This is a genomic window from Bacillus cereus group sp. BfR-BA-01316 (assembly GCF_022664195.1).
Taxonomy (GTDB): domain Bacteria; phylum Bacillota; class Bacilli; order Bacillales; family Bacillaceae_G; genus Bacillus_A.
In genome coordinates this window covers 154,145-172,479 of sequence record NZ_JAKUGX010000005.1, presented here as the reverse complement: position 1 = coordinate 172,479, position 18,335 = coordinate 154,145, and the positions used below count along the sequence as shown (strand labels likewise).

Sequence of the window (18,335 nt, the reverse complement as noted above, 5' to 3'; positions counted from 1 at the left end):
GTTTCACTTTGTTTAATCTATCAGAAACAATCAAGAAATACACCTAATATGCTTACTGAAAACAATAAAAAAAGGTCCACTCCTCGTAAATATAGAATTACTTACTGCACAAATATTTCAGTAAACAAAAGAGGAGTGTAATTACATGTTAGATGTTTTAAAACAACAATATAATCTTATTAGCTCCACTCGAGAAGCTTTATTTACGTTTTTAGAAGAAATTTCACTAGAAAAATTGCACAGCACGGTTCCTAACTTCGGAAATGGCAGCATTATAAAAACCCATATTCATGTAGCAGATTGCTATCGATACTGGCTCGGATCATTCGCATTTAACCAAAAACGAGCAGATTTTTCATTTGCTAGCGATTATGAAATTGAACATGCAGATGTCGCGAAAGTCCGTGCCAGGTTTAAGTTAGTAGATGAAACTGTACAACATTTTTTAGATGAATACAATGACCGGTGGCTCGAAAATATAGCAAATGAAGTGAAATGGCAAAAAGAACCTTGGAGCACAACTCCGCTATGGCTTTTAACTCATACGGAAACACATGAATTTCATCATAAAGGACAAATTGTATCAATGGCTCGTCACCTCGGATACACTCCTCCTGATACAGACCTTAGTTAATTCAATTGTTCTAAAGATCGACTTATAATAACCGCCAATAACGTTAAAATTTATTTATACTAATACAACTGAACTAAATAATCACAAAAAGAAAGAGCACGTTTTGATCAATCTTTTTCAAAGCACGCTCTTTCTTTCCATAAATAAGCTTAATCATTTATTATGTTACTCGTCCAACTGCAACACCTGTTAATTAAAAGACTCCCTCGTTACATCAATAAATTGTTGTAACGGCGCTGTCATCCATTTATCTTTATGCCAAGCAATTTGCGTAAAAATTGGAGAGATTGTATTTTCTAGATGTAACTCTTTTATCGTTCCTTCTCGTATATCTTTTTCTACTACTATCGCCGGTAAAACCGCTATACCTAAATCTGCAATGACGCATTGTTTAATTGCTTCTACACTAACAAACTCAATCTTATTTGCTGGATATACGTCATCTGCACGAAATAACTCTTCAAATAAAGTTCGATAGGAGCAACCGAGTTCTGTTAGTAAAAGTGTTTCACTCTCTAAATCTTTTGTAGAAACGGACGGTTGTTCAAGTAAACGATGCCCCGGAGCAACTACTACTTTTAATTCTTCTTTCAAAAGTGGCTCCACATGTAAAACATCTTCTGTTTTACATTCGTCTAAAATAAACGCAAGGTCTACTTTCCCCTCCATCAATTGTTCCTTCGCATCTTTATTGGAATGCGCAGGTTTAAATATAAGCTTTATTTGTGGAAATTGTGCTTTAAACCTCTTTAATATGAAAGGAAGCCTGTATGTACATTGACTTTCTTGCGCACCTATTATTAACGTACCTGCTATTTCCTCATCATCTTTCACAGCCATTTTCGCTTCATTACTAAGCGCAATCATCTTATCGGCATATAGTTGAAACTTCTTTCCTGCTTCAGTTAAGAAAAGGCGTTTTCCTAATCTCTCAAATAACGGCGTACCGAGCTCAGCCTCTAACGTTTTAATTTGCGCTGTCACGCTCGACTGAGCAAAGTTTAATTTCTTCGCAGTTTGTGTGAAATTCAAACTTTCTGCTGCTACTTTAAATGTAATTAATTGTTTTATCTCCATTTATCATCCCTCTTCTCAATCGGTATTTTCGATTGATTTCATCGAAATAATCTTCTTTTTCTATTGATAGTTGTATTGTATGATAAAGAACATCTACAAACAATATAAATGGAGGTATTCCATATGAAAGCACTTTGTTTCGAACAGTTCGGAAATCCGGATGTACTACAATATAACGAAATACCTAATCCAATCATAAATCCAAATGAAATTCTTGTCCGTACGAAAGCAATCGGTTTAAATTTCGCTGATATTTATAGACGCCGTGGTGATTATCATCTCGCTGGCAACCCGCCTTATATATTAGGTTATGAAGGGGCTGGTATTGTTGAAAAAGTAGGAGCTGACGTTACTACAATCAATCCTGGAGACCGCATTGCATTTGCTGACGTTCCATTTGCAAATGCAGAATTAGTTGCCGTTCCATCAGAAAAAGCAATCCCACTTCCAGATTCTATTTCTTTTGAAACAGCCGCTTCTGTCTTATTACAAGGATTAACAGCACATTATTTAACGAAAGATAGCTATCAAATAAAACAGGGTGATATAGCTTTAGTTCATGCCGCAGCTGGTGGTGTTGGTCAACTTCTTATTCAAATGATTAAACTACAAAGCGGAAAAGTAATCGGCCTAACGTCATCAAATGAAAAAACAAAAGTAGCCGCATTCGCTGGTGCCGATCACGTATTTTTATATACTGAATCATGGCATACGAAAGTACTTGAAATAACAAATGGTACTGGAGTAAATGTTGTATATGAATCAGTAGGCTCTACATTAGAGGAAAGTTTTAATGCTACTAAAACTGGTGGTACTGTCGTATTTTACGGAATGGCTGGTGGTAATCCTGCGCCCGTTGATCCGCGTATGCTTATGGATACTTCAAAAACTTTAACTGGCGGAGACCTTTGGAATGTTCTTACGACTTATGAAGAACGGAAAAAACGATCCTCTCAATTATTCGAATGGATTGCGACCGGAAAAGTAACAATCGCGAGTCCTACTACATTCTCTTTACAAGACGGTGCCTGCGCTCATGAATTATTAGAAAGCAGAAAAAGTACTGGGAAGATTTTATTAATCCCATAATTCACAAACTGAAAAGGAAGCTAGATTTTTCTAACTTCCTTTTCTTATTTCTATTTGAGATATTATTATATTTCCACACTTTCTTTTCCTTTTTCAACATAACTCATATCCCCAACCGATTCGACGGTGTATGTTCCATCTCGATATAAAATCTTCGTCACACTTGCATTTTTCACTCCAAGTTTTGTTTTACTGCGATCTAGCATTTCTATTAATGCAGTAATCATAAGTCCATGGACTACAACTAAAACGTTACCTCCACCATTTTCAGCAGCTTCTTCACTAATTTTATCAATCTCTGTTTTTATACGAGTAGAAAATACTTCCCAATCTTCAGCTTGTTTCGTAGGATCTGCTGCCCTAATTAGATTAATAATTTCTTCAATAGAAAATTTCATTAGTTCATCTGGTGATTTAACACCCGCCGCTTTTCCAATAGCGTCCCACATATTTTCAACCTTTTCACCTTCAAAAGTGCCAAAATTCAATTCACGTAAATCTTTTCTTTTCTCAAGTTTAAACTTTGATTGCTCACTATATTTTAATACTAAATTAGCAGTTTCAATCGCTCGACCGCTATCACTACTATAAACGCTAGCAAAATTTATATCTTTTAATCCAGTTCCTAAATTTGCGGCAATTTCAACACCTTTTTCTACTAGTGGAGAATCCGCCCAACCTTGCACGCGATGACTAGCATTTAACATTGTTTTACCGTGTCTTGTAACATATAGCGTGACTAGATTACCTTTACTATTAGCTTCTCGCTTCTTCATCATATTCTCTCCCTTTACATTTCTATATCAATTTTACCATCTCAATTATTCATTGAGCAAAATATACATATACGTAAGTGGATCTGCTTAATAAAAAAACGCTATCTTTCTGTACATCCCTACAAAAAGATAGCGTTTTTTATGATTACATTTCTTAATCGGTACTTTTATTCAGAAAAAGCACTCGAATACTGAACAACCCCTTCAACACCTTGAAGAGCATTCAATCTTAGTTCCATAACCATAAACACTTCATCCGGCACTTCAAATGGCGCTCTTATATTCCACTTACTCGCGCGTTCAAAACCAAATTTCGGATAATACTCCGGATGCCCTAATACTACAACTGATCCATATTCAAGTTCTTTCGCTTTTTCTAGCGTCACTAATATAAGTTTGCCACCAATTCCTTTTTTCTGATGACTTGGAGCAACCGATACTGGTGCAAGTGCCAATGATTCTACAGAAGTTCCATCCTGTTCTATTTTAATTTTTGATAACAGAATGTGCCCAACTATTTCTTCATCTACCGCAACTAATGATAATTCTGGAATAAATGCATCACATTTTCTAATACGACTCACAAGTTCGTGTTCTGTTTTATCACTGAATTCTTCTTTTGAAAACGCTGCTTTTACAACTTCTTCAGTCTTACTATAATCATTTTGTTGTTCTTGTCTCATCGTTACCATTCTATATTATCCTCTATTCTTTCTCATTTCTTTTTCAATTTTACGAAGCGCCTTTTTCGATCCGCGCTCAATATCGTGTTGCATTTTTCTTTCTTTATAATCGACAAATAGTGTATTTAAATCATATCCTTCTGGGTATAATTCTTTCGCCGCTACCTCTAAAGTAATACGTTTTACATTCACTTCAACGAATTCAGCATTATAATATACAACGACATTATAGAAATTATCTTTTTCCTTATAGATGATACCAAAATCATCATGATCCAATAAATTCACACGGTCGCCGATTTTATATTCATAGTCATTTTCTCTTTTTTCTTGCACGAATTTCGGTTTTCTAATTTTACTTTCATTCACTTTTTCTAAACGATATTCTTTATTCCCCATATACTCTTTCGCTCTTTGCAGTACATGTTCTTTTACGTTCATTTTATTTGCAATCCAAAGTGCATTACTTTCACCAGATTTACCGATCATTAATTTATAAAGCGGCTCCAATGTCTCACTATTAAATTGCATTGCCGCGTTCATAAAATCACCATGCATTTCTGAAAATCGTTTAATTTCACCGTAATGCGTACTCGCAATTGTAATACATCCTGCAAGGTAAAATTCTTCTAAAATTGATATCGCAAGCGCAGCACCTTCATTCGGTTCTGTGCCGCTTCCTATTTCATCAAATAATAGCAACGTATTATTATTTGACATCCTCATAATCTCGGAAAGATTTTTCATATGAGATGAAAATGTGCTTAGTGCGTTTTCAATACTTTGATTATCACCAATATCTACAAACACATTTTCAAAAATAGCAATTTCTGTTTCTTTATCTCCAGCAATGTGCAAACCAGACATCGTCGCTAATGTTAACAATCCAATTGTTTTTAGCACGATTGTTTTCCCGCCTGCATTCGGCCCAGTAATAATTAAACTACGGTATTCTTGACCGATTTCAAAGTTTAATGGTACTACTTTCTCACTTAAAAGCGGATGCTTACAATTCACTAAATGAATGTAGCCATGATCGTTTAATTTCGGCTCTATTCCATCGATCGATTTACTAAACTTCGCTTTCGCAAATACCATATCATATTGGCTAATCAATTCCATATTAATTTTTATATGATAAATATTTTCTAATACCATTCCTGATAAAGTTGCTAAAATTTGATACTCTTCCATCGCTTCTTCTGCTTTCCAACTTGCTAGTTCCGCATTTAACTTTGTAACCGTATGTGGTTCTATAAATACAGTAGAACCTTTTGCAGATGCTTCAACAATACTTCCCGCAACTTGATTTTTATAGGTAGATTTGATCGGAATCGTATAGCGATCATCCTTCTTACTAATAAAGAATTCCTGAATATATTTCTTATTTGCACTACTATTTAATAACTTCGTTAAACGTTCTTTTATTTTTCCATCAACAGAATCAATGTTATTTCGAATTCGTTTCAACTCTTTACTAGCCGCTGCATCAATGCTATTTCCCTTAATCGAAAAATTAATTTCTTCTTCGATACTTTTAAATTCAGTCATTGAATTTGCATAAGAAGCTAATACTGGCGCAAAAAATTCTTTATCCATCATAAACTTTTTAATCTTTCTACACCCACGTAAAAAGTCTGAAACGCTCACTAACTCTGCTGGGTCTAAAATCATCCCTTTTTCTAATTTTTGAATTGTACTAGCAATATTAGAAATTCCGAAGAAAGGAACATGCCCTTCTGCATCTAGTATAGCTCGTGCTTCTGTCGTTTCATTTAAACGATTTCTCACTACTTTTATACTCGTACTCGGCACTAATTTATTTAATAATTCTTTTCCTAATCCACTTACACAATATGATTTCACTATTTCCATTAATTCGTTATATTGTAACTTTTCAAAAGTCATCGTATTCATTTTGTTTCTCCTCACTATGATTGATTTCTATCATCAATGAAGATACCTATTCATTAGATTCCAATGAGTTCTACATTATTCAATTACCATTTTTATACATTAAAAACATATACAAAAAAGCTGCGGGGATACCGCAGCTTTTACATTTACAAGGCAAGTGTAATAACGTATAAGGAAATAAGCCATCTAAAAAGTATATGGCACTCCTCATATTACACGCTTTATAAAGTAGTGTAGGTATCTTCATAGGTTTCGAAATAAATCCATGACAAAATTAGGGGTATGATGCACATAAAAATCCCCTGTTCTTATCCGATTTATTTCATTAAATTTTTCCTATTTAGAACCTACCGCACTCACAAAAAGCACCTCTCATTAATTTATATTATAGTCATTGAAATCTAATTTATTGAAATCATCATACTATATGTTTTATAAGAAGTAAAGGTGTCATACTTTAATAACTATACGGCATGTAAAAAAGAAGAGGAAAACTTATCTTCCAGTCTGCCTCTTCTTTTCATAGCAGATTTACTGCTGAACATATATTGAAACTGAGCCTCCACTTACGTGGAACTGCCCCCATCCATCCTTATTAATTGTTACAGTATTTATTTGATTATCCGTAATATCGTACCATACTTCCCCTGCGTTATTCTTTCCAACATCCATCCACTTTGATCCTCCTGGTCCATCAGAGATTAATGTCGCTAAACCAGAATTAGCATGTACACCATCACCTTCTCTTGTCCAGCCAATCACATCTGGATGGTCTAAATAATCACGCTGCGTACCATATGCAAAGTTTTTTCGTGCCGTCAAAATTGGATCAATTTTATCTTTTAACGCTGGAATTTCATAACTACTATTTCCGCTTGTCCCATAGTAATCACCATAGAAAACTGAAGGATAGCCCTCTGCACGTGTTAAAATAAATGCATATGCCAACGGTTTAAACCACGGATTTACTACAGATTCTAATGACTGCCCAGGCTGTGAATCATGATTCTCAACGAGAGTAACTGCGAGTGCAGGGTGATCTTGCATTACTGTTCCATTTAAAATATTTCTCATATCATAATTCCCATTTCCTTTTGAAGCATAATGAAAATTGTAATGAAGCGGTGCATCGAACACAGATTGATTATAATTGACTTTCGCCAAATAATTATTTAAAGCTTGGATATCATTTTGCCAATATTCAGCTACTGTAAACATTTCTTTCCCCGTTTGCTGTCTGACATGATTTACCCAATCGCGTAAATATTCATGATCGATATGTTTAACAGCATCTAAACGAAAGCCATCTAAATTTAATTCACTCGCATACCACGTTCCCCAATTTTTCATCTCATTCGCAACATCAGGATGATCAAAATCAAGATCTGCATACATCAAATAATCATAATTCCCATTCTCGCTAGACACTTCCCAGTCCCACGCTTTACCTATACCCCTAAATTTATAAATTCGATTTAATTTCCTTCCTTCATCCCAATCCGTTCCGTCAAAATGATACCATTTCCATTTGAAATTAGAATAAATATCTCCACGCCCTGGAAAGTTAAACCCCGTCCACGCATTAATTTGATAATCACCTGATACTTCAATATTTCGATTGTTACGGTCTACCTCAACAGCTGTTACGGTTTCAGTATAATCAGCCCCACCTTTATGGTTCATAACTACATCACCGTACACATCGATGCTTTGCTTATGTAAAGCTTCAATTGCAGATTTCAACTGTGCTTTTGTCCCATATTTCGTCCGCACCGTTCCCTTTTGATTGAATTCCCCCAAATCATATAAGTCATAAGCTCCATACCCTACATCATTTTGTGAAGTCCCTTTATATGCAGGTGGTATCCATACAGATGTGATTCCTTTATGAGCTAAATTTTCAGCATCAGTACGCAAACGATTCCAATGATCTCCATCATTCGGAGCGTACCACTCAAAATACTGCATTAATGTTCCATTGTTTATCGTTGCTGCCTCTACCTTATTATCCTCATATTTATTAGGGAAAAGAAAAACAAACAATAAACAGACTACCATAATCCTTTTCAACATATTTACACCATCCCCTTCAAGAAAGCGTTTGCATAATTCATTAAAATTATTATAATATTCGTTCTACCGTTAGTAAAGTAGTAATCTTTTAATCTCTCACATTATTTCTTGGGTGTAACTTCAAATATTCCATAAATACCCCCACATAGTTTAAAATTCACATCGTATTCAAAATTGTTTACAATTTACCTATAAAATCATAACGGAGGGATTTTCATGACAGACTTTCAAAAACAATATTTCACACGATTAAATATAGAAGAAAAAGAAACAGTTTCATTTGAAGATTTATCTCACATTATGTATGCAATGGCACAAACTGTTCCATTTGAAAACTTAAACGTTCTCGAAAATAACTTTAAAGAAATATCAAAAGAAAATCTAAAAGAAAAAATTTTAGTAAACAACCGTGGCGGTCTTTGTTATGAATTAAATCCTACTATGTATTACTTTCTTAAAGACTCTGGATTCGATGTTCATTTAGTTTCAGGGACAGTTTATAACGCTGCTAATTCTATATGGGCTGTTGATTCCGGACATGTCGCAACCGTTTTACAACATCATCATGAACTTTATTTAATTGAAGTTGGATTCGGATCATACTTACCTCTTGCACCTGTCCCTTTCTCAGGTGAAGTCGTTCACTCCATAACAGGAGATTATCGTATTCGCAAAGAAACGACTGAAAAAGGTAATTATATTTTAGAAATGCGTAAAAATAATGAGTTTCTAGATCAATCTTCTACTGATGATTGGACAGTAGGTTATGCATTTTACTTGGAAGAAGTAAATGTGGAAAAAGCAAATGCAGCACAAAAAATTATCGTTGAACATGAGGGTTCCCCTTTTAATAAAGTACCTCTTATTGTAAAACTAACTGAAGATGGGCATGCCTCTTTAACAAAAGATAGCCTTACAATAGCGAAAAACGGTAAAAAAACGAAAGAAACAGTTACAGACGAGCAATATAAAAATCTTTTACATTCAACGTTTGGTATTACATTATAACTTTTAAAGCCTTGCCATTTCCGGCAAAGCTTTTTATTTTCCAGCAGGGATTTTTTGCAATTTGTTGTATTTCATAGTTATATAGGAATATAACTACATATTTAGAAAGGAAATGATTATGACAGAACTTAAAGATCGACTACAAGTTGCTGATAAAGAAAAATGGGATTTAACGGACATTTACCATACAATTGAAGATTGGGAAAACGATTTTAATAAAATTGAAGTATTAACGAATGAATTGAACGAGTTTAATGGAAATATTCATGATGGGAAGAGTCTGCTAGCTTACTTAACAAAAAGTGAAGAAATATCTAGCATATTATCAATAATGTTCGCTTATGCAAGACTACAATCTGACCTTGATACACGTGATACTTCAAACCAAGCTCTTGTCGATAAAGTATCACAATTACATGTAAAAGTAAGTGCGGCTAAATCTTTCTTTTCTCCATTCTTGCTTAGTGTAGATGAAAACACATTGCATTCTTACATAGAAGAAACAGAAGGCTTACACTATTATAAAGAAGACTTATTTGAGTTATACCGTTATAAAAAACACGTTTTGAATAAAGACCAAGAAGAGATTTTATCACAAATGGGTGAAGCACTCTCCTCCCCGCAGCATACATTTGGCATGTTAAATAATGCAGATATACTATTTGGTGAAGTGACTAATGATGATGGAGAAAAAGTTAATTTAACACGCGGAATGTATGCAAAGTTAATAGAAGATGAGAATCGTGAGAAACGTAAAGAAGCCTATAAAGCTTATTACAAGCCATATGTTCAGTTAAAAAACTCTATCGCTTCTACTTTGTCCGCAGCTATTAAAAATAATGTTACTGTTTCAAAGCTACGAAAATATCCATCAGCTTTAGAAAAATCATTATTTGGCGACATGGTTCCGAAAGAAGTATATGAAAATTTAATCGATACGACGAAAAAAAATATTCAATCATTACATACATATAATGAACTTAGAAAAGAAAAATTAAATGTAGATGAACTACGACAATACGACTTGAGTGTTGATTTAGTAAAAGGTGTAAAACAAGACATTCCATACGACGAAGCGTTTGACATAATGATCGCGTCACTAGCTCCTTTAGGTGAAGAATATATCGAAACATTAAAAAGCTTTAAAGATAAACGCTATATAGACGTGAGAGAAACACCAGGAAAACGTTCTGGCGCTTATAACTTTGGTGTATACGGTGTTCATCCTTTCATTCTTTTAAATCATCATGATGATTTAAATAGCCTTTTCACCCTTACTCATGAATGTGGTCACGGTATGCATACGCATTACTCACACGGATACCAGCCAAGAATTTCTGCACATTATTCCATTTTTGTCGCAGAAGTCGCTTCTACAGTAAATGAAGTGTTATTAATTCATCATTTATTAAAAGAAGCAAAAGAGACTGATGTACGTAATCATTTAGTAAATCATTTCATCGAGAAATTTAAAGGTACCTTCTTTACACAAATCATGTTCGCAGAATTTGAAAAAATCACACATGAAATGGCCGAGCAAGGTAAACCATTAAATGCCCAAGTCTTTAGCGAAATTTATGAAAAGCTATTTAGAGAATATAACGGTGATTCACTTGTATTTGATGAAGAAGTAAAATATGGATGGTCTAGAATCCCTCATTTCTATCGTCCATTTTACGTGTACAAATACGCAACTGGATTCGCCTCTGCCATTCAAATCGCCGATAAATTATTAAGCGGTGATCCAAATGCACAGAAAAACTATATTGAATTCCTTAAAGGCGGAAGTTCTGACTATCCATTAAACCTACTGAAAAAAGCTGGCGTTGATTTAACTACGCCAGAACCGATTGAAAGTGCACTAAATCGTTTTAATGCACTTGTTGAAGAGTTTTCAGCATTGTAGAAAAAAGCATGCAGAGTATATGCTCTGCATGCTTTTTTCATTTGAATCACTTTATCCCGCATTAACTTGCAGCCCGACTCCCACCTAACTCTCTCGCATTCGCCGAATTTTGAGGCGGGAGTCTTACTGCCGCAAATAGCGGGATAAATTGCTTACGTATATAGAATAAGGATTGACATAATGTTAATGTCAATCCTTATTCTCATTCTATTTTCGTAACTAAAAAACAAATTTGTGTAACATACTCCTCTACTAAACAATCACATTCAGGTCCCTTTATATAGACTTCATATGGGTAACTATCTATTATATAGCCATTCCTTTCCACCCACTCTTCTAATGCCATATAAGCATAACCTATATAGTCATAGCTGCCATAATGCATAGTAGTAACGATTTGATGCTGATTTAGCTTTTTTATTTCGCACTCTTGTAATACGCCTCTATTGTCTTCATTCATAACCGGAATTCTTAATTCAATATCACTGTGATTTGGAATATACTCTTTATCATAAAAAACTACGGATGGAGAACCGACTATTTGAAAGCTATTTTTTTGTACTTTTTCATATAAGTCATAAAAATAATCATCCATATCATCTATATCTATTTGTAATCTTTGAGCAATTACCGTTATTTCATTTCTCATTCCAATTAATATATCGTAACTTCTATGACGAACAATATTTAAACCATTATTCATACTTACCATTTCATTCATTTCAGAAATAACCTGTAAATTTTGTTTCACCTCATGAGACAACTCTATAATTTGCGCTTGCATATGTTTAATAAATGAATTTTGATCTGCCGACTGGAGAATTACTTTAATTTTCGGTAAAGGAAACTTGTACTCCCTCAGCTTTTTAATTTTCAATGCTATTTCTAGCTGTCCTTGCTCATAATATCTATATCCATTTACCGGATTCACATATGCTGGTTTTAATATCTCCTCTTTGTCATAATGCCTTAACATCCGCTTACTCATCTTACAAATACGAGAAAACTCAGTGATGGTATACATATAAATACTCCTTGAATACATTTTCTTTTTTAAACTTATTAATTAAAACCAATCAAAAATCTTCCTAATTGAAAAATCTTTATTCTGATTTTTCAATCTCTTCATATTTGAAGGTAACAAATGAAGAGGACAATACCACGTTAAACAATTCATCGCGCCTCCCATTGTCGATATTTCTCCTACATGAATTTGAATAGCTTGTTTCTCAGTATGCTGTTGAATATATCGTAAAACTTCCTCATCTTTAGCTAATCCAAACTTAGGAACGTAAAGCGTATCACATGTTTCTAACATATTTATATATAAACCTTTTGCTGACGCTATCTCTTCATCGTATTGCCCCTTCTCTGTATATGACGAAGGAACAACTATAAATTCAGCCTCTGGCATTTGCTCTTGAATAATCTCTTGAATAATCTCTTGAACATTATATCTAAATTCATGATCCCCTAAAAAATCACTAATAAACATTATATGTTCATCAATAAATTTAACCATTCCGTCTGCGTGTGCAAGTACATCTCCCTCTTCAGCAGGAATAATAATAACCCGACTCACATCTAAATCCCATTCCAGTTGCTCTATAATTTCTTCTTCCGTCCAATCATAATTATCATCAAATATGCGTTCCGTTAATATAACGGTATCTTTTTTATTCCAAATAAGATTTCCACCGTCTAATATCAATGGAGATGTCACATATTCAAAGTCGTTCTTTTTCAACCATTTATTAAATTGTTGATCTAAATATCGTCCTTGATCTTTCGGTAAGTAATTTGGTTGATATTTGAATTTAACTAGATGATTTGTTACAACTGGTGCAACATCTCTTAGCCAAATATCATCATACTCAAAAAAGTTTGTATGAAAGTCTTGCTCTTCAACAGATAAAGATATAAGTTGATCGGTAAATGCTTTATTTTCATTTAAGTATTCATTAAAATAAATAATGTCTTCATAAAATGGTCGATAATATTCATTCGATTTATCTGGTATTGCAGTAAAAATAATTCCATTATGTTTTTGTTCCATATTATTTACCTCGCTTTTTAATAATGATTGAATAACTGTTTTCAATAAGCCAACTATTCCCCAATTCATTTCTCTTTTCATTACAATTTTTGAAACGTGCACATTTCATGAATGGATTATAGCACGGAGAAATATTATATATTTATATAAAAAATATAAAGCCGTCGTTAAGCCGTAAACTGACTCTTGACAAGATTTTAAAATTTCAATCGTCGTACACAATGAAGGATTAGATGATTTTTTTATCAAGATTCAAATCCATTACTTCTGATAGAGCGTTTTGATTATATAAATTCACTAAATGCATTTCTACCCCTATACAAATTCCTTCTAGTGGAAGATCGTTTGGATCCTGACCAAATGGATCCTCAATTTCAACCCCTATTGCTTCAATCCCTATAAATGCAAAACTTATAAACGTAGTTGCAAGTACTGTAAACCATCCAAGACTATCAACAAGACCAATCGATAAAGTCCCGCAAAATATGAGCAGTAAAATTTTAATATGAGCAAAATACGCAAAAGGAATAGGCGTTGTTTTGATCCGATCACATCCACCCACAGCCGTAAGCAGAGTATTCAAATCAGCTTCCATATTAATTATTGCATTTGGGTGAATTTGACCCGTTTTCAAACCTTTTGATAGTATAGTTTTTAACATAAAAACTATACTAATCGGTAAATGAATAGACTCAGTCAACATTTCTCTTTCCTTCTCAGAACAAATATCAAACAATGCTTTTATTTCGGATAAATCTTTTTCATCTCTCAAATGTCCTTTCGCTATCTTTGGAAAAGCAATTAATAGATGTAAAAATTTTAGTTTTTTCTGATCCGTCTTTTTCCCTTCGGACTCCCAATAACATAAAAAACTAACTGCTAAATTTCTAGTACAAGCACCAATCGTGCCAAATAACTTTCTACCTTCCCAGTACCTATCATAGGCAGTGTTAGTACGAAAAACTAACAGTAGACCTAAAGCTCCTCCAACAATTACCCAAGGGGTTTGATTCATTTTTATTGCTACATAATAATAATTAATTACAGTTACTACCGTTGAAACGCATATATATAATAAAATCTGCGGGAAAATATCTCTTATAACTGTTCCCTTTAATGTAAATATTTGATGTAAACTATTTTGATTATTGTAATGAACCATATTTACCAAAACCTCTTTCTTGACTACTATTTTACGCTTTCTTTCATCTTAAAAATTATGAAAGTATACAATTAAATAGTAGAATCATAAACCCTATTATTATGAAACTAGTTAAGATTATTTCTTTCAATACCGTTACTCCTTTTTACCAAAAGATAAAACATCTTTTTTGATTTAAACAACAAATGTTCACTCTTCTAAATCACGACGTATTATTTTAGAATTTGCAATGAATAAAGCACTAATTAATACAAGAATCGCGCAAGCATATAACAATGAATCCATTGGACTATCATGGTCTATAATAATTAGACGAACAATAGCCGTAATACCTATATATATAAAATAACGTAATGGAAAATGAAAGTTCATTTAAAAATACTTTATAATCATTACGATGAATTCAAAATATAAAAAGAATACGACGATACTATCAATCAAATGATAACTAGATTCCTCACTATTTAATTTCAGTTCTTGTATAAATTGAATAACTTCTTTCATCAGAAACACACTTAAAACAATTCCCAAACAGATCAAAGCAACATTTAAAATGTACTGTAGAACGATAGGGAACAACGAAAAAACTTTTTTAAAATTCTTTAACACAAACATTTTTCTCCTTTTCCATATAAAACAATAATGACAATATACTTTATTTAATTATCATTACATTAAAATTATACATTTCATTCTTATTACAGATGTTAAAACAAGACAAAATAAGTAAAGATAGCATTTCACCTATTTTGTCTATAAAGCAACATAACGAAACTATAATCGATTACTTCAATTGAATCGGTTGTTGCTGTGTAACACAATGAATCATTCCGCCATTTTTATAAAGTTCTCTCACGTCAATTCCCACTACTTTGCGATCTGGGTATAACTTCTGAATCGTATCGTTTGCGATTTTATCATTTGGATCATTATAATTAGGAACCAATACCACTTTATTCCCAATATAATAATTGATATACGATCCTTTATAATCAAGAGTTTTTCCACCTTCTAAAGTAACTTTATCTTTACTAAGCGGTAAGTATTCATACTTATATTTCTTTCCTGAAGCATTTTTTGCATCTAACAATGTATCCATATCTTTGTTTGACAAACCCCATTCAGCCAAGTCATCTTCTGCCATCGTTACGATTGTAGATTTACCATGAAATTTAGCGAATCCATCAATATGAAAATCAGTAATATCTAAATTAGGCACTCCATCTAACCAAATAAAGTTTGTCAGCCCAAGGTCACTTATATATTTTTCAATTCCCTCTTCTGATAAATCAGGATTTCTATTTTTATTCGTTACTGCGCTTCGAGTTAATAAAGCAGTCCCATTGCTGTCTAATTCAATTGCGCCACCTTCAAGGACAAATTTCCCCCAATCAATTCTTTCAATCCCTAATTGTTTACTAACATTCTCACGTATACGAGCATCATCTTTATATGGAGTTTTCTTTCCCCAACCATTAAATGCTGGATCTAATATTTTTAGATTTTTATTATTGTCATAAACAAAAATCGGTCCACTATCTCTTGCCCACACATCATCAGTAGGAGCGATAAAGAAATCAACTTTATCCATATTCAGCCCTTTATCTATTAAAAGCTTATTGATTCGCTCTTTCTCCTCCTCATCATATGCAACAATGTGGACTTTTTCACCCTCAGTTAAAGCACTTGCCATCTTAATCCAAATAGGTTCGACTTCTTGTTTATACTCTTGACCATATGTGTATTCATGAGGCCATTGTAGCCATGTACCTTCATGTTTATCTTTTTCATCCGGCATCGTATATTTTCCAGCGTTTTTCTGTACCTCTACTTTTTTATCCTCTTTCCCTTTGACATTTTCATTATTCCCCTCAAAAGAACATCCACTAATAATCGTTGTAGATAATGTAGCTATTAAACAAAGCTTTACTATTTTTTTCATTTTTCAACCTCCTGTTCATATCTACAATAATGTAAGGTTTAACATAGTGTGAAGCTCAAGCTTTTTCATCAATGTAAAAATTACCAATTATTCTTCCGCATGATAATCACATTATTTCAATACAAATAGATGACATTCACAAAATACATTTCCTATATTTAACACTAATATCATTTAACTTCCTTCATAAATTTATTCTAATATTAATCCCCTCTCATACCTGCTTGTTCACTAAATAAAACATTACTAAATAAAAAAATCGGTATTGATAATTTTATATCAATACCGATTTTCAAATAATTATTTTCCTTCTATTAAATCATTCGCTAATTTCCTAAACTCTTGATTAAATGTATCATTCATACCATTTTGTACGTTAGAGAATAATATTACAAATGTTCTTTTATCCCAGTTAAAATTATTAAAAGTGTTCCAACCAGCTAACACCCCATGATTATGATAATAATCTGGGTAAATATAGAAACTAAATCCATACTTTCTAGCAGGTGATACAGTAAACATATCTGATAAACTTTGTTTAGAAAGCAATTTACCATCCATAATTGCCTCATCTAACCTTTTCATATCATCAACTGTAGTGTACATTTCACCACAACCATATAGCCAATTCATTCTTAAACGAGGCGTAGCTACTAACTCATTATCTTTTTTCGTATATCCTTCTGCTAAAAACATATCTCCAGGGAAAGTTGCCCCCATCCCAGATTCATGCATGCCAACAGGAGTAAAAATATTTTCTTTCACATATTCAGCCAGCGGTTTATTCGATAACTTTTCTACAATATACGCAAGTACCATATAATTATAATCTGTATATTTCCATCCTGTCCCTGCAGGGAATTGCAACTTTTGCGCTCCAATCCATGTTACTAACTTTAAACGTGACGCCGCATCAACACTACCTTGTCCCTGATCTGGTAACCCCGAAGTATGCGTTAGCAAATTTCTCAATGTAATATTTTTATCTGCTGGAAATGACGGAATATATTTATTCACATTATCTTCTATATTTAATTTTCCTTTTTCTCTTAACTGCAATATAGATATTGCAACTACTGTTTTTGTAATGGAACCGATACGATATTTTGTACTTGGCGTTGTTAAAACTTTATCTTGTACATTCGCATACCCGTAGCCTTTTCGTAAAACTACATTATTTTTATCTGTTACGAGAACCGTTCCATTAAATCCTTTATCTTTTAAATATTGATCTAGTTTTGCTGCTGCAATCTCATAACGTTTTTGTTGATTCGCATCGACTTTCGGTTTATCATTTTCAAATTTATTCTTATAACCTGAAAAGGACTTTAAATTATATTTCTTATCTTTATTTGCATGTATGAGAGCAGCGACACTCCCACAAAAAATAGCAAAAATAAAGAAAACAATTAGCCATTTCTTAAACATATAGGGACCCTCTTTTATCCAGTTTCACTTTATACTTTTCCATTCTATTCCTATTCTATATCTATTAATTTCTAAACATTTTATAATTATATCATCTATCTATCATTCATCATATTACACTAGATTCCTTTTTCTCACACTCAAATTTTGACTACTCTCTATTGTATTTCTTTTTTGTAAAATTTCCACCTTACAATCGGATGCATCCAACTTGAATTTCAATTTCTTATGTAACATTCGCTACACATTAACAAGAATGGAGGTGTTAATTTGAAAAATACTGATAAATGCAATCGTTTAGATGATTTGATGTTTCATTATCGAGTAACAAAAAATAACATAGTTATAATCGAATATTACAGAAAACAGATTATGATTTTAAAAGGAAATGACGTTGAAAATTTTTTAAACAAAATAACTCGGGCAAATAATGAAAAAGAAAAACAACTTATTATGGCTAAAATTACAGGTAACTTCAAAAGAGGAAATGAACGCTAATGAAAACGAATCTCATTTATAACTTGATTATACAACATATTAAAAAAGAAATGTCACTCCCACGACATTTCTTTAGATTTTCTTCA

The 18,335-nt window shown here is 33.0% G+C and carries 15 protein-coding genes and 1 pseudogene; 5 read left to right on the top strand and 11 right to left on the bottom strand.

The features are described from left to right. The first annotated feature begins 145 nt into the window (after nt 1-145). Complete coding sequence (locus tag MR071_RS06635) at nt 146-634, top strand: DinB family protein (RefSeq protein WP_242235466.1); 489 nt, start codon at nt 146-148, stop codon at nt 632-634. Nucleotides 635-823: 189 nt separating this feature from the next. On the opposite strand, the gene MR071_RS06630 is transcribed toward MR071_RS06635, so the two are convergent. Then, nucleotides 824-1,711 (bottom strand): LysR family transcriptional regulator, encoded by an 888-nt coding sequence (locus MR071_RS06630; protein WP_242235464.1) that lies wholly within the window; start codon nt 1,709-1,711, stop codon nt 824-826. 123 nt (nt 1,712-1,834) lie between these two features. Between MR071_RS06630 and MR071_RS06625 the strand changes: the two genes are divergently transcribed. Next, a complete protein-coding gene (locus MR071_RS06625) occupies nt 1,835-2,800 on the top strand; it encodes a quinone oxidoreductase family protein (protein ID WP_242235462.1) in 966 nt (321 codons plus the stop codon). Nucleotides 2,801-2,865: 65 nt separating this feature from the next. On the opposite strand, the gene MR071_RS06620 is transcribed toward MR071_RS06625, so the two are convergent. The 4 genes from MR071_RS06620 to amyS form a co-directional block, all read right to left on the bottom strand. Next, the gene (locus MR071_RS06620) at nt 2,866-3,576 is read right to left on the bottom strand and encodes a histidine phosphatase family protein (protein ID WP_105585194.1); all 711 of its coding nucleotides are present in this window, start codon (nt 3,574-3,576) and stop codon (nt 2,866-2,868) included. A 167-nt stretch (nt 3,577-3,743) separates the two neighbouring features. Beyond that, nucleotides 3,744-4,268 carry a GNAT family N-acetyltransferase gene (locus tag MR071_RS06615; RefSeq protein ID WP_242235460.1) on the bottom strand — a complete coding sequence of 175 codons (525 nt, stop codon included), beginning with the start codon at nt 4,266-4,268 and terminating at the stop codon, nt 3,744-3,746. 6 nt (nt 4,269-4,274) lie between these two features. Continuing rightward, nucleotides 4,275-6,176, bottom strand: a complete 1,902-nt coding sequence (locus MR071_RS06610; protein ID WP_242235458.1) for an endonuclease MutS2 — start codon at nt 6,174-6,176, stop codon at nt 4,275-4,277. Between the two features lie 531 nt (nt 6,177-6,707). After that, entirely contained in the window at nt 6,708-8,249 is a 1,542-nt protein-coding gene (amyS, locus tag MR071_RS06605) for an alpha-amylase (protein ID WP_105585197.1), read from the bottom strand. A 216-nt stretch (nt 8,250-8,465) separates the two neighbouring features. Between amyS and MR071_RS06600 the strand changes: the two genes are divergently transcribed. Together MR071_RS06600 and pepF are read left to right on the top strand one after the other, a co-directional pair. After that, nucleotides 8,466-9,257: an arylamine N-acetyltransferase family protein gene (locus MR071_RS06600; RefSeq protein ID WP_105585198.1), complete on the top strand. Its 792-nt coding sequence runs from the start codon at nt 8,466-8,468 to the stop codon at nt 9,255-9,257. A 118-nt stretch (nt 9,258-9,375) separates the two neighbouring features. Beyond that, the gene (gene pepF, locus MR071_RS06595) at nt 9,376-11,163 is read left to right on the top strand and encodes an oligoendopeptidase F (RefSeq protein WP_105585199.1); all 1,788 of its coding nucleotides are present in this window, start codon (nt 9,376-9,378) and stop codon (nt 11,161-11,163) included. A gap of 202 nt (nt 11,164-11,365) precedes the next feature. Here pepF and MR071_RS06590 read toward each other — a convergent pair whose 3' ends face one another. From MR071_RS06590 to MR071_RS06565, 6 genes and pseudogenes are all read right to left on the bottom strand, one after another. After that, nucleotides 11,366-12,187 carry a MerR family transcriptional regulator gene (locus MR071_RS06590; RefSeq protein ID WP_242235456.1) on the bottom strand — a complete coding sequence of 274 codons (822 nt, stop codon included), beginning with the start codon at nt 12,185-12,187 and terminating at the stop codon, nt 11,366-11,368. A 42-nt stretch (nt 12,188-12,229) separates the two neighbouring features. Continuing rightward, the gene (locus MR071_RS06585; protein WP_105585435.1) at nt 12,230-13,219 is read right to left on the bottom strand and encodes an agmatine deiminase family protein; all 990 of its coding nucleotides are present in this window, start codon (nt 13,217-13,219) and stop codon (nt 12,230-12,232) included. 229 nt (nt 13,220-13,448) lie between these two features. Further along, complete coding sequence (locus MR071_RS06580) at nt 13,449-14,381, bottom strand: bestrophin family protein (RefSeq protein ID WP_242235454.1); 933 nt, start codon at nt 14,379-14,381, stop codon at nt 13,449-13,451. Between the two features lie 189 nt (nt 14,382-14,570). Next, nucleotides 14,571-14,990 (bottom strand): annotated as a pseudogene (psiE, locus tag MR071_RS06575) (phosphate-starvation-inducible protein PsiE). A 175-nt stretch (nt 14,991-15,165) separates the two neighbouring features. Continuing rightward, nucleotides 15,166-16,323 (bottom strand): agmatine deiminase family protein, encoded by a 1,158-nt coding sequence (locus MR071_RS06570; RefSeq protein WP_242235452.1) that lies wholly within the window; start codon nt 16,321-16,323, stop codon nt 15,166-15,168. A gap of 300 nt (nt 16,324-16,623) precedes the next feature. Beyond that, nucleotides 16,624-17,751: a serine hydrolase domain-containing protein gene (locus MR071_RS06565; protein WP_105585203.1), complete on the bottom strand. Its 1,128-nt coding sequence runs from the start codon at nt 17,749-17,751 to the stop codon at nt 16,624-16,626. Between the two features lie 270 nt (nt 17,752-18,021). Between MR071_RS06565 and MR071_RS06560 the strand changes: the two genes are divergently transcribed. Then, nucleotides 18,022-18,249, top strand: coding sequence for a hypothetical protein (locus MR071_RS06560; RefSeq protein WP_242235450.1), 228 nt, complete (start codon nt 18,022-18,024; stop codon nt 18,247-18,249). Nucleotides 18,250-18,335: the final 86 nt, after the last annotated feature.

Coding starts and splice junctions, on each gene's coding strand:
- MR071_RS06570 (WP_242235452.1), bottom strand. CDS start 16,323: ATGAAAAAAATAGTAAAGCTTTGTTTAATAGCTACATTATCTACAACG.
- MR071_RS06565 (WP_105585203.1), bottom strand. CDS start 17,751: ATGTTTAAGAAATGGCTAATTGTTTTCTTTATTTTTGCTATTTTTTGT.
- MR071_RS06590 (WP_242235456.1), bottom strand. CDS start 12,187: ATGTATACCATCACTGAGTTTTCTCGTATTTGTAAGATGAGTAAGCGG.
- pepF (WP_105585199.1), top strand. CDS start 9,376: ATGACAGAACTTAAAGATCGACTACAAGTTGCTGATAAAGAAAAATGG.
- amyS (WP_105585197.1), bottom strand. CDS start 8,249: ATGTTGAAAAGGATTATGGTAGTCTGTTTATTGTTTGTTTTTCTTTTC.
- MR071_RS06635 (WP_242235466.1), top strand. CDS start 146: ATGTTAGATGTTTTAAAACAACAATATAATCTTATTAGCTCCACTCGA.
- MR071_RS06625 (WP_242235462.1), top strand. CDS start 1,835: ATGAAAGCACTTTGTTTCGAACAGTTCGGAAATCCGGATGTACTACAA.
- MR071_RS06580 (WP_242235454.1), bottom strand. CDS start 14,381: ATGGTTCATTACAATAATCAAAATAGTTTACATCAAATATTTACATTA.
- MR071_RS06615 (WP_242235460.1), bottom strand. CDS start 4,268: ATGGTAACGATGAGACAAGAACAACAAAATGATTATAGTAAGACTGAA.
- MR071_RS06610 (WP_242235458.1), bottom strand. CDS start 6,176: ATGAATACGATGACTTTTGAAAAGTTACAATATAACGAATTAATGGAA.
- MR071_RS06620 (WP_105585194.1), bottom strand. CDS start 3,576: ATGAAGAAGCGAGAAGCTAATAGTAAAGGTAATCTAGTCACGCTATAT.
- MR071_RS06600 (WP_105585198.1), top strand. CDS start 8,466: ATGACAGACTTTCAAAAACAATATTTCACACGATTAAATATAGAAGAA.
- MR071_RS06630 (WP_242235464.1), bottom strand. CDS start 1,711: ATGGAGATAAAACAATTAATTACATTTAAAGTAGCAGCAGAAAGTTTG.
- MR071_RS06585 (WP_105585435.1), bottom strand. CDS start 13,219: ATGGAACAAAAACATAATGGAATTATTTTTACTGCAATACCAGATAAA.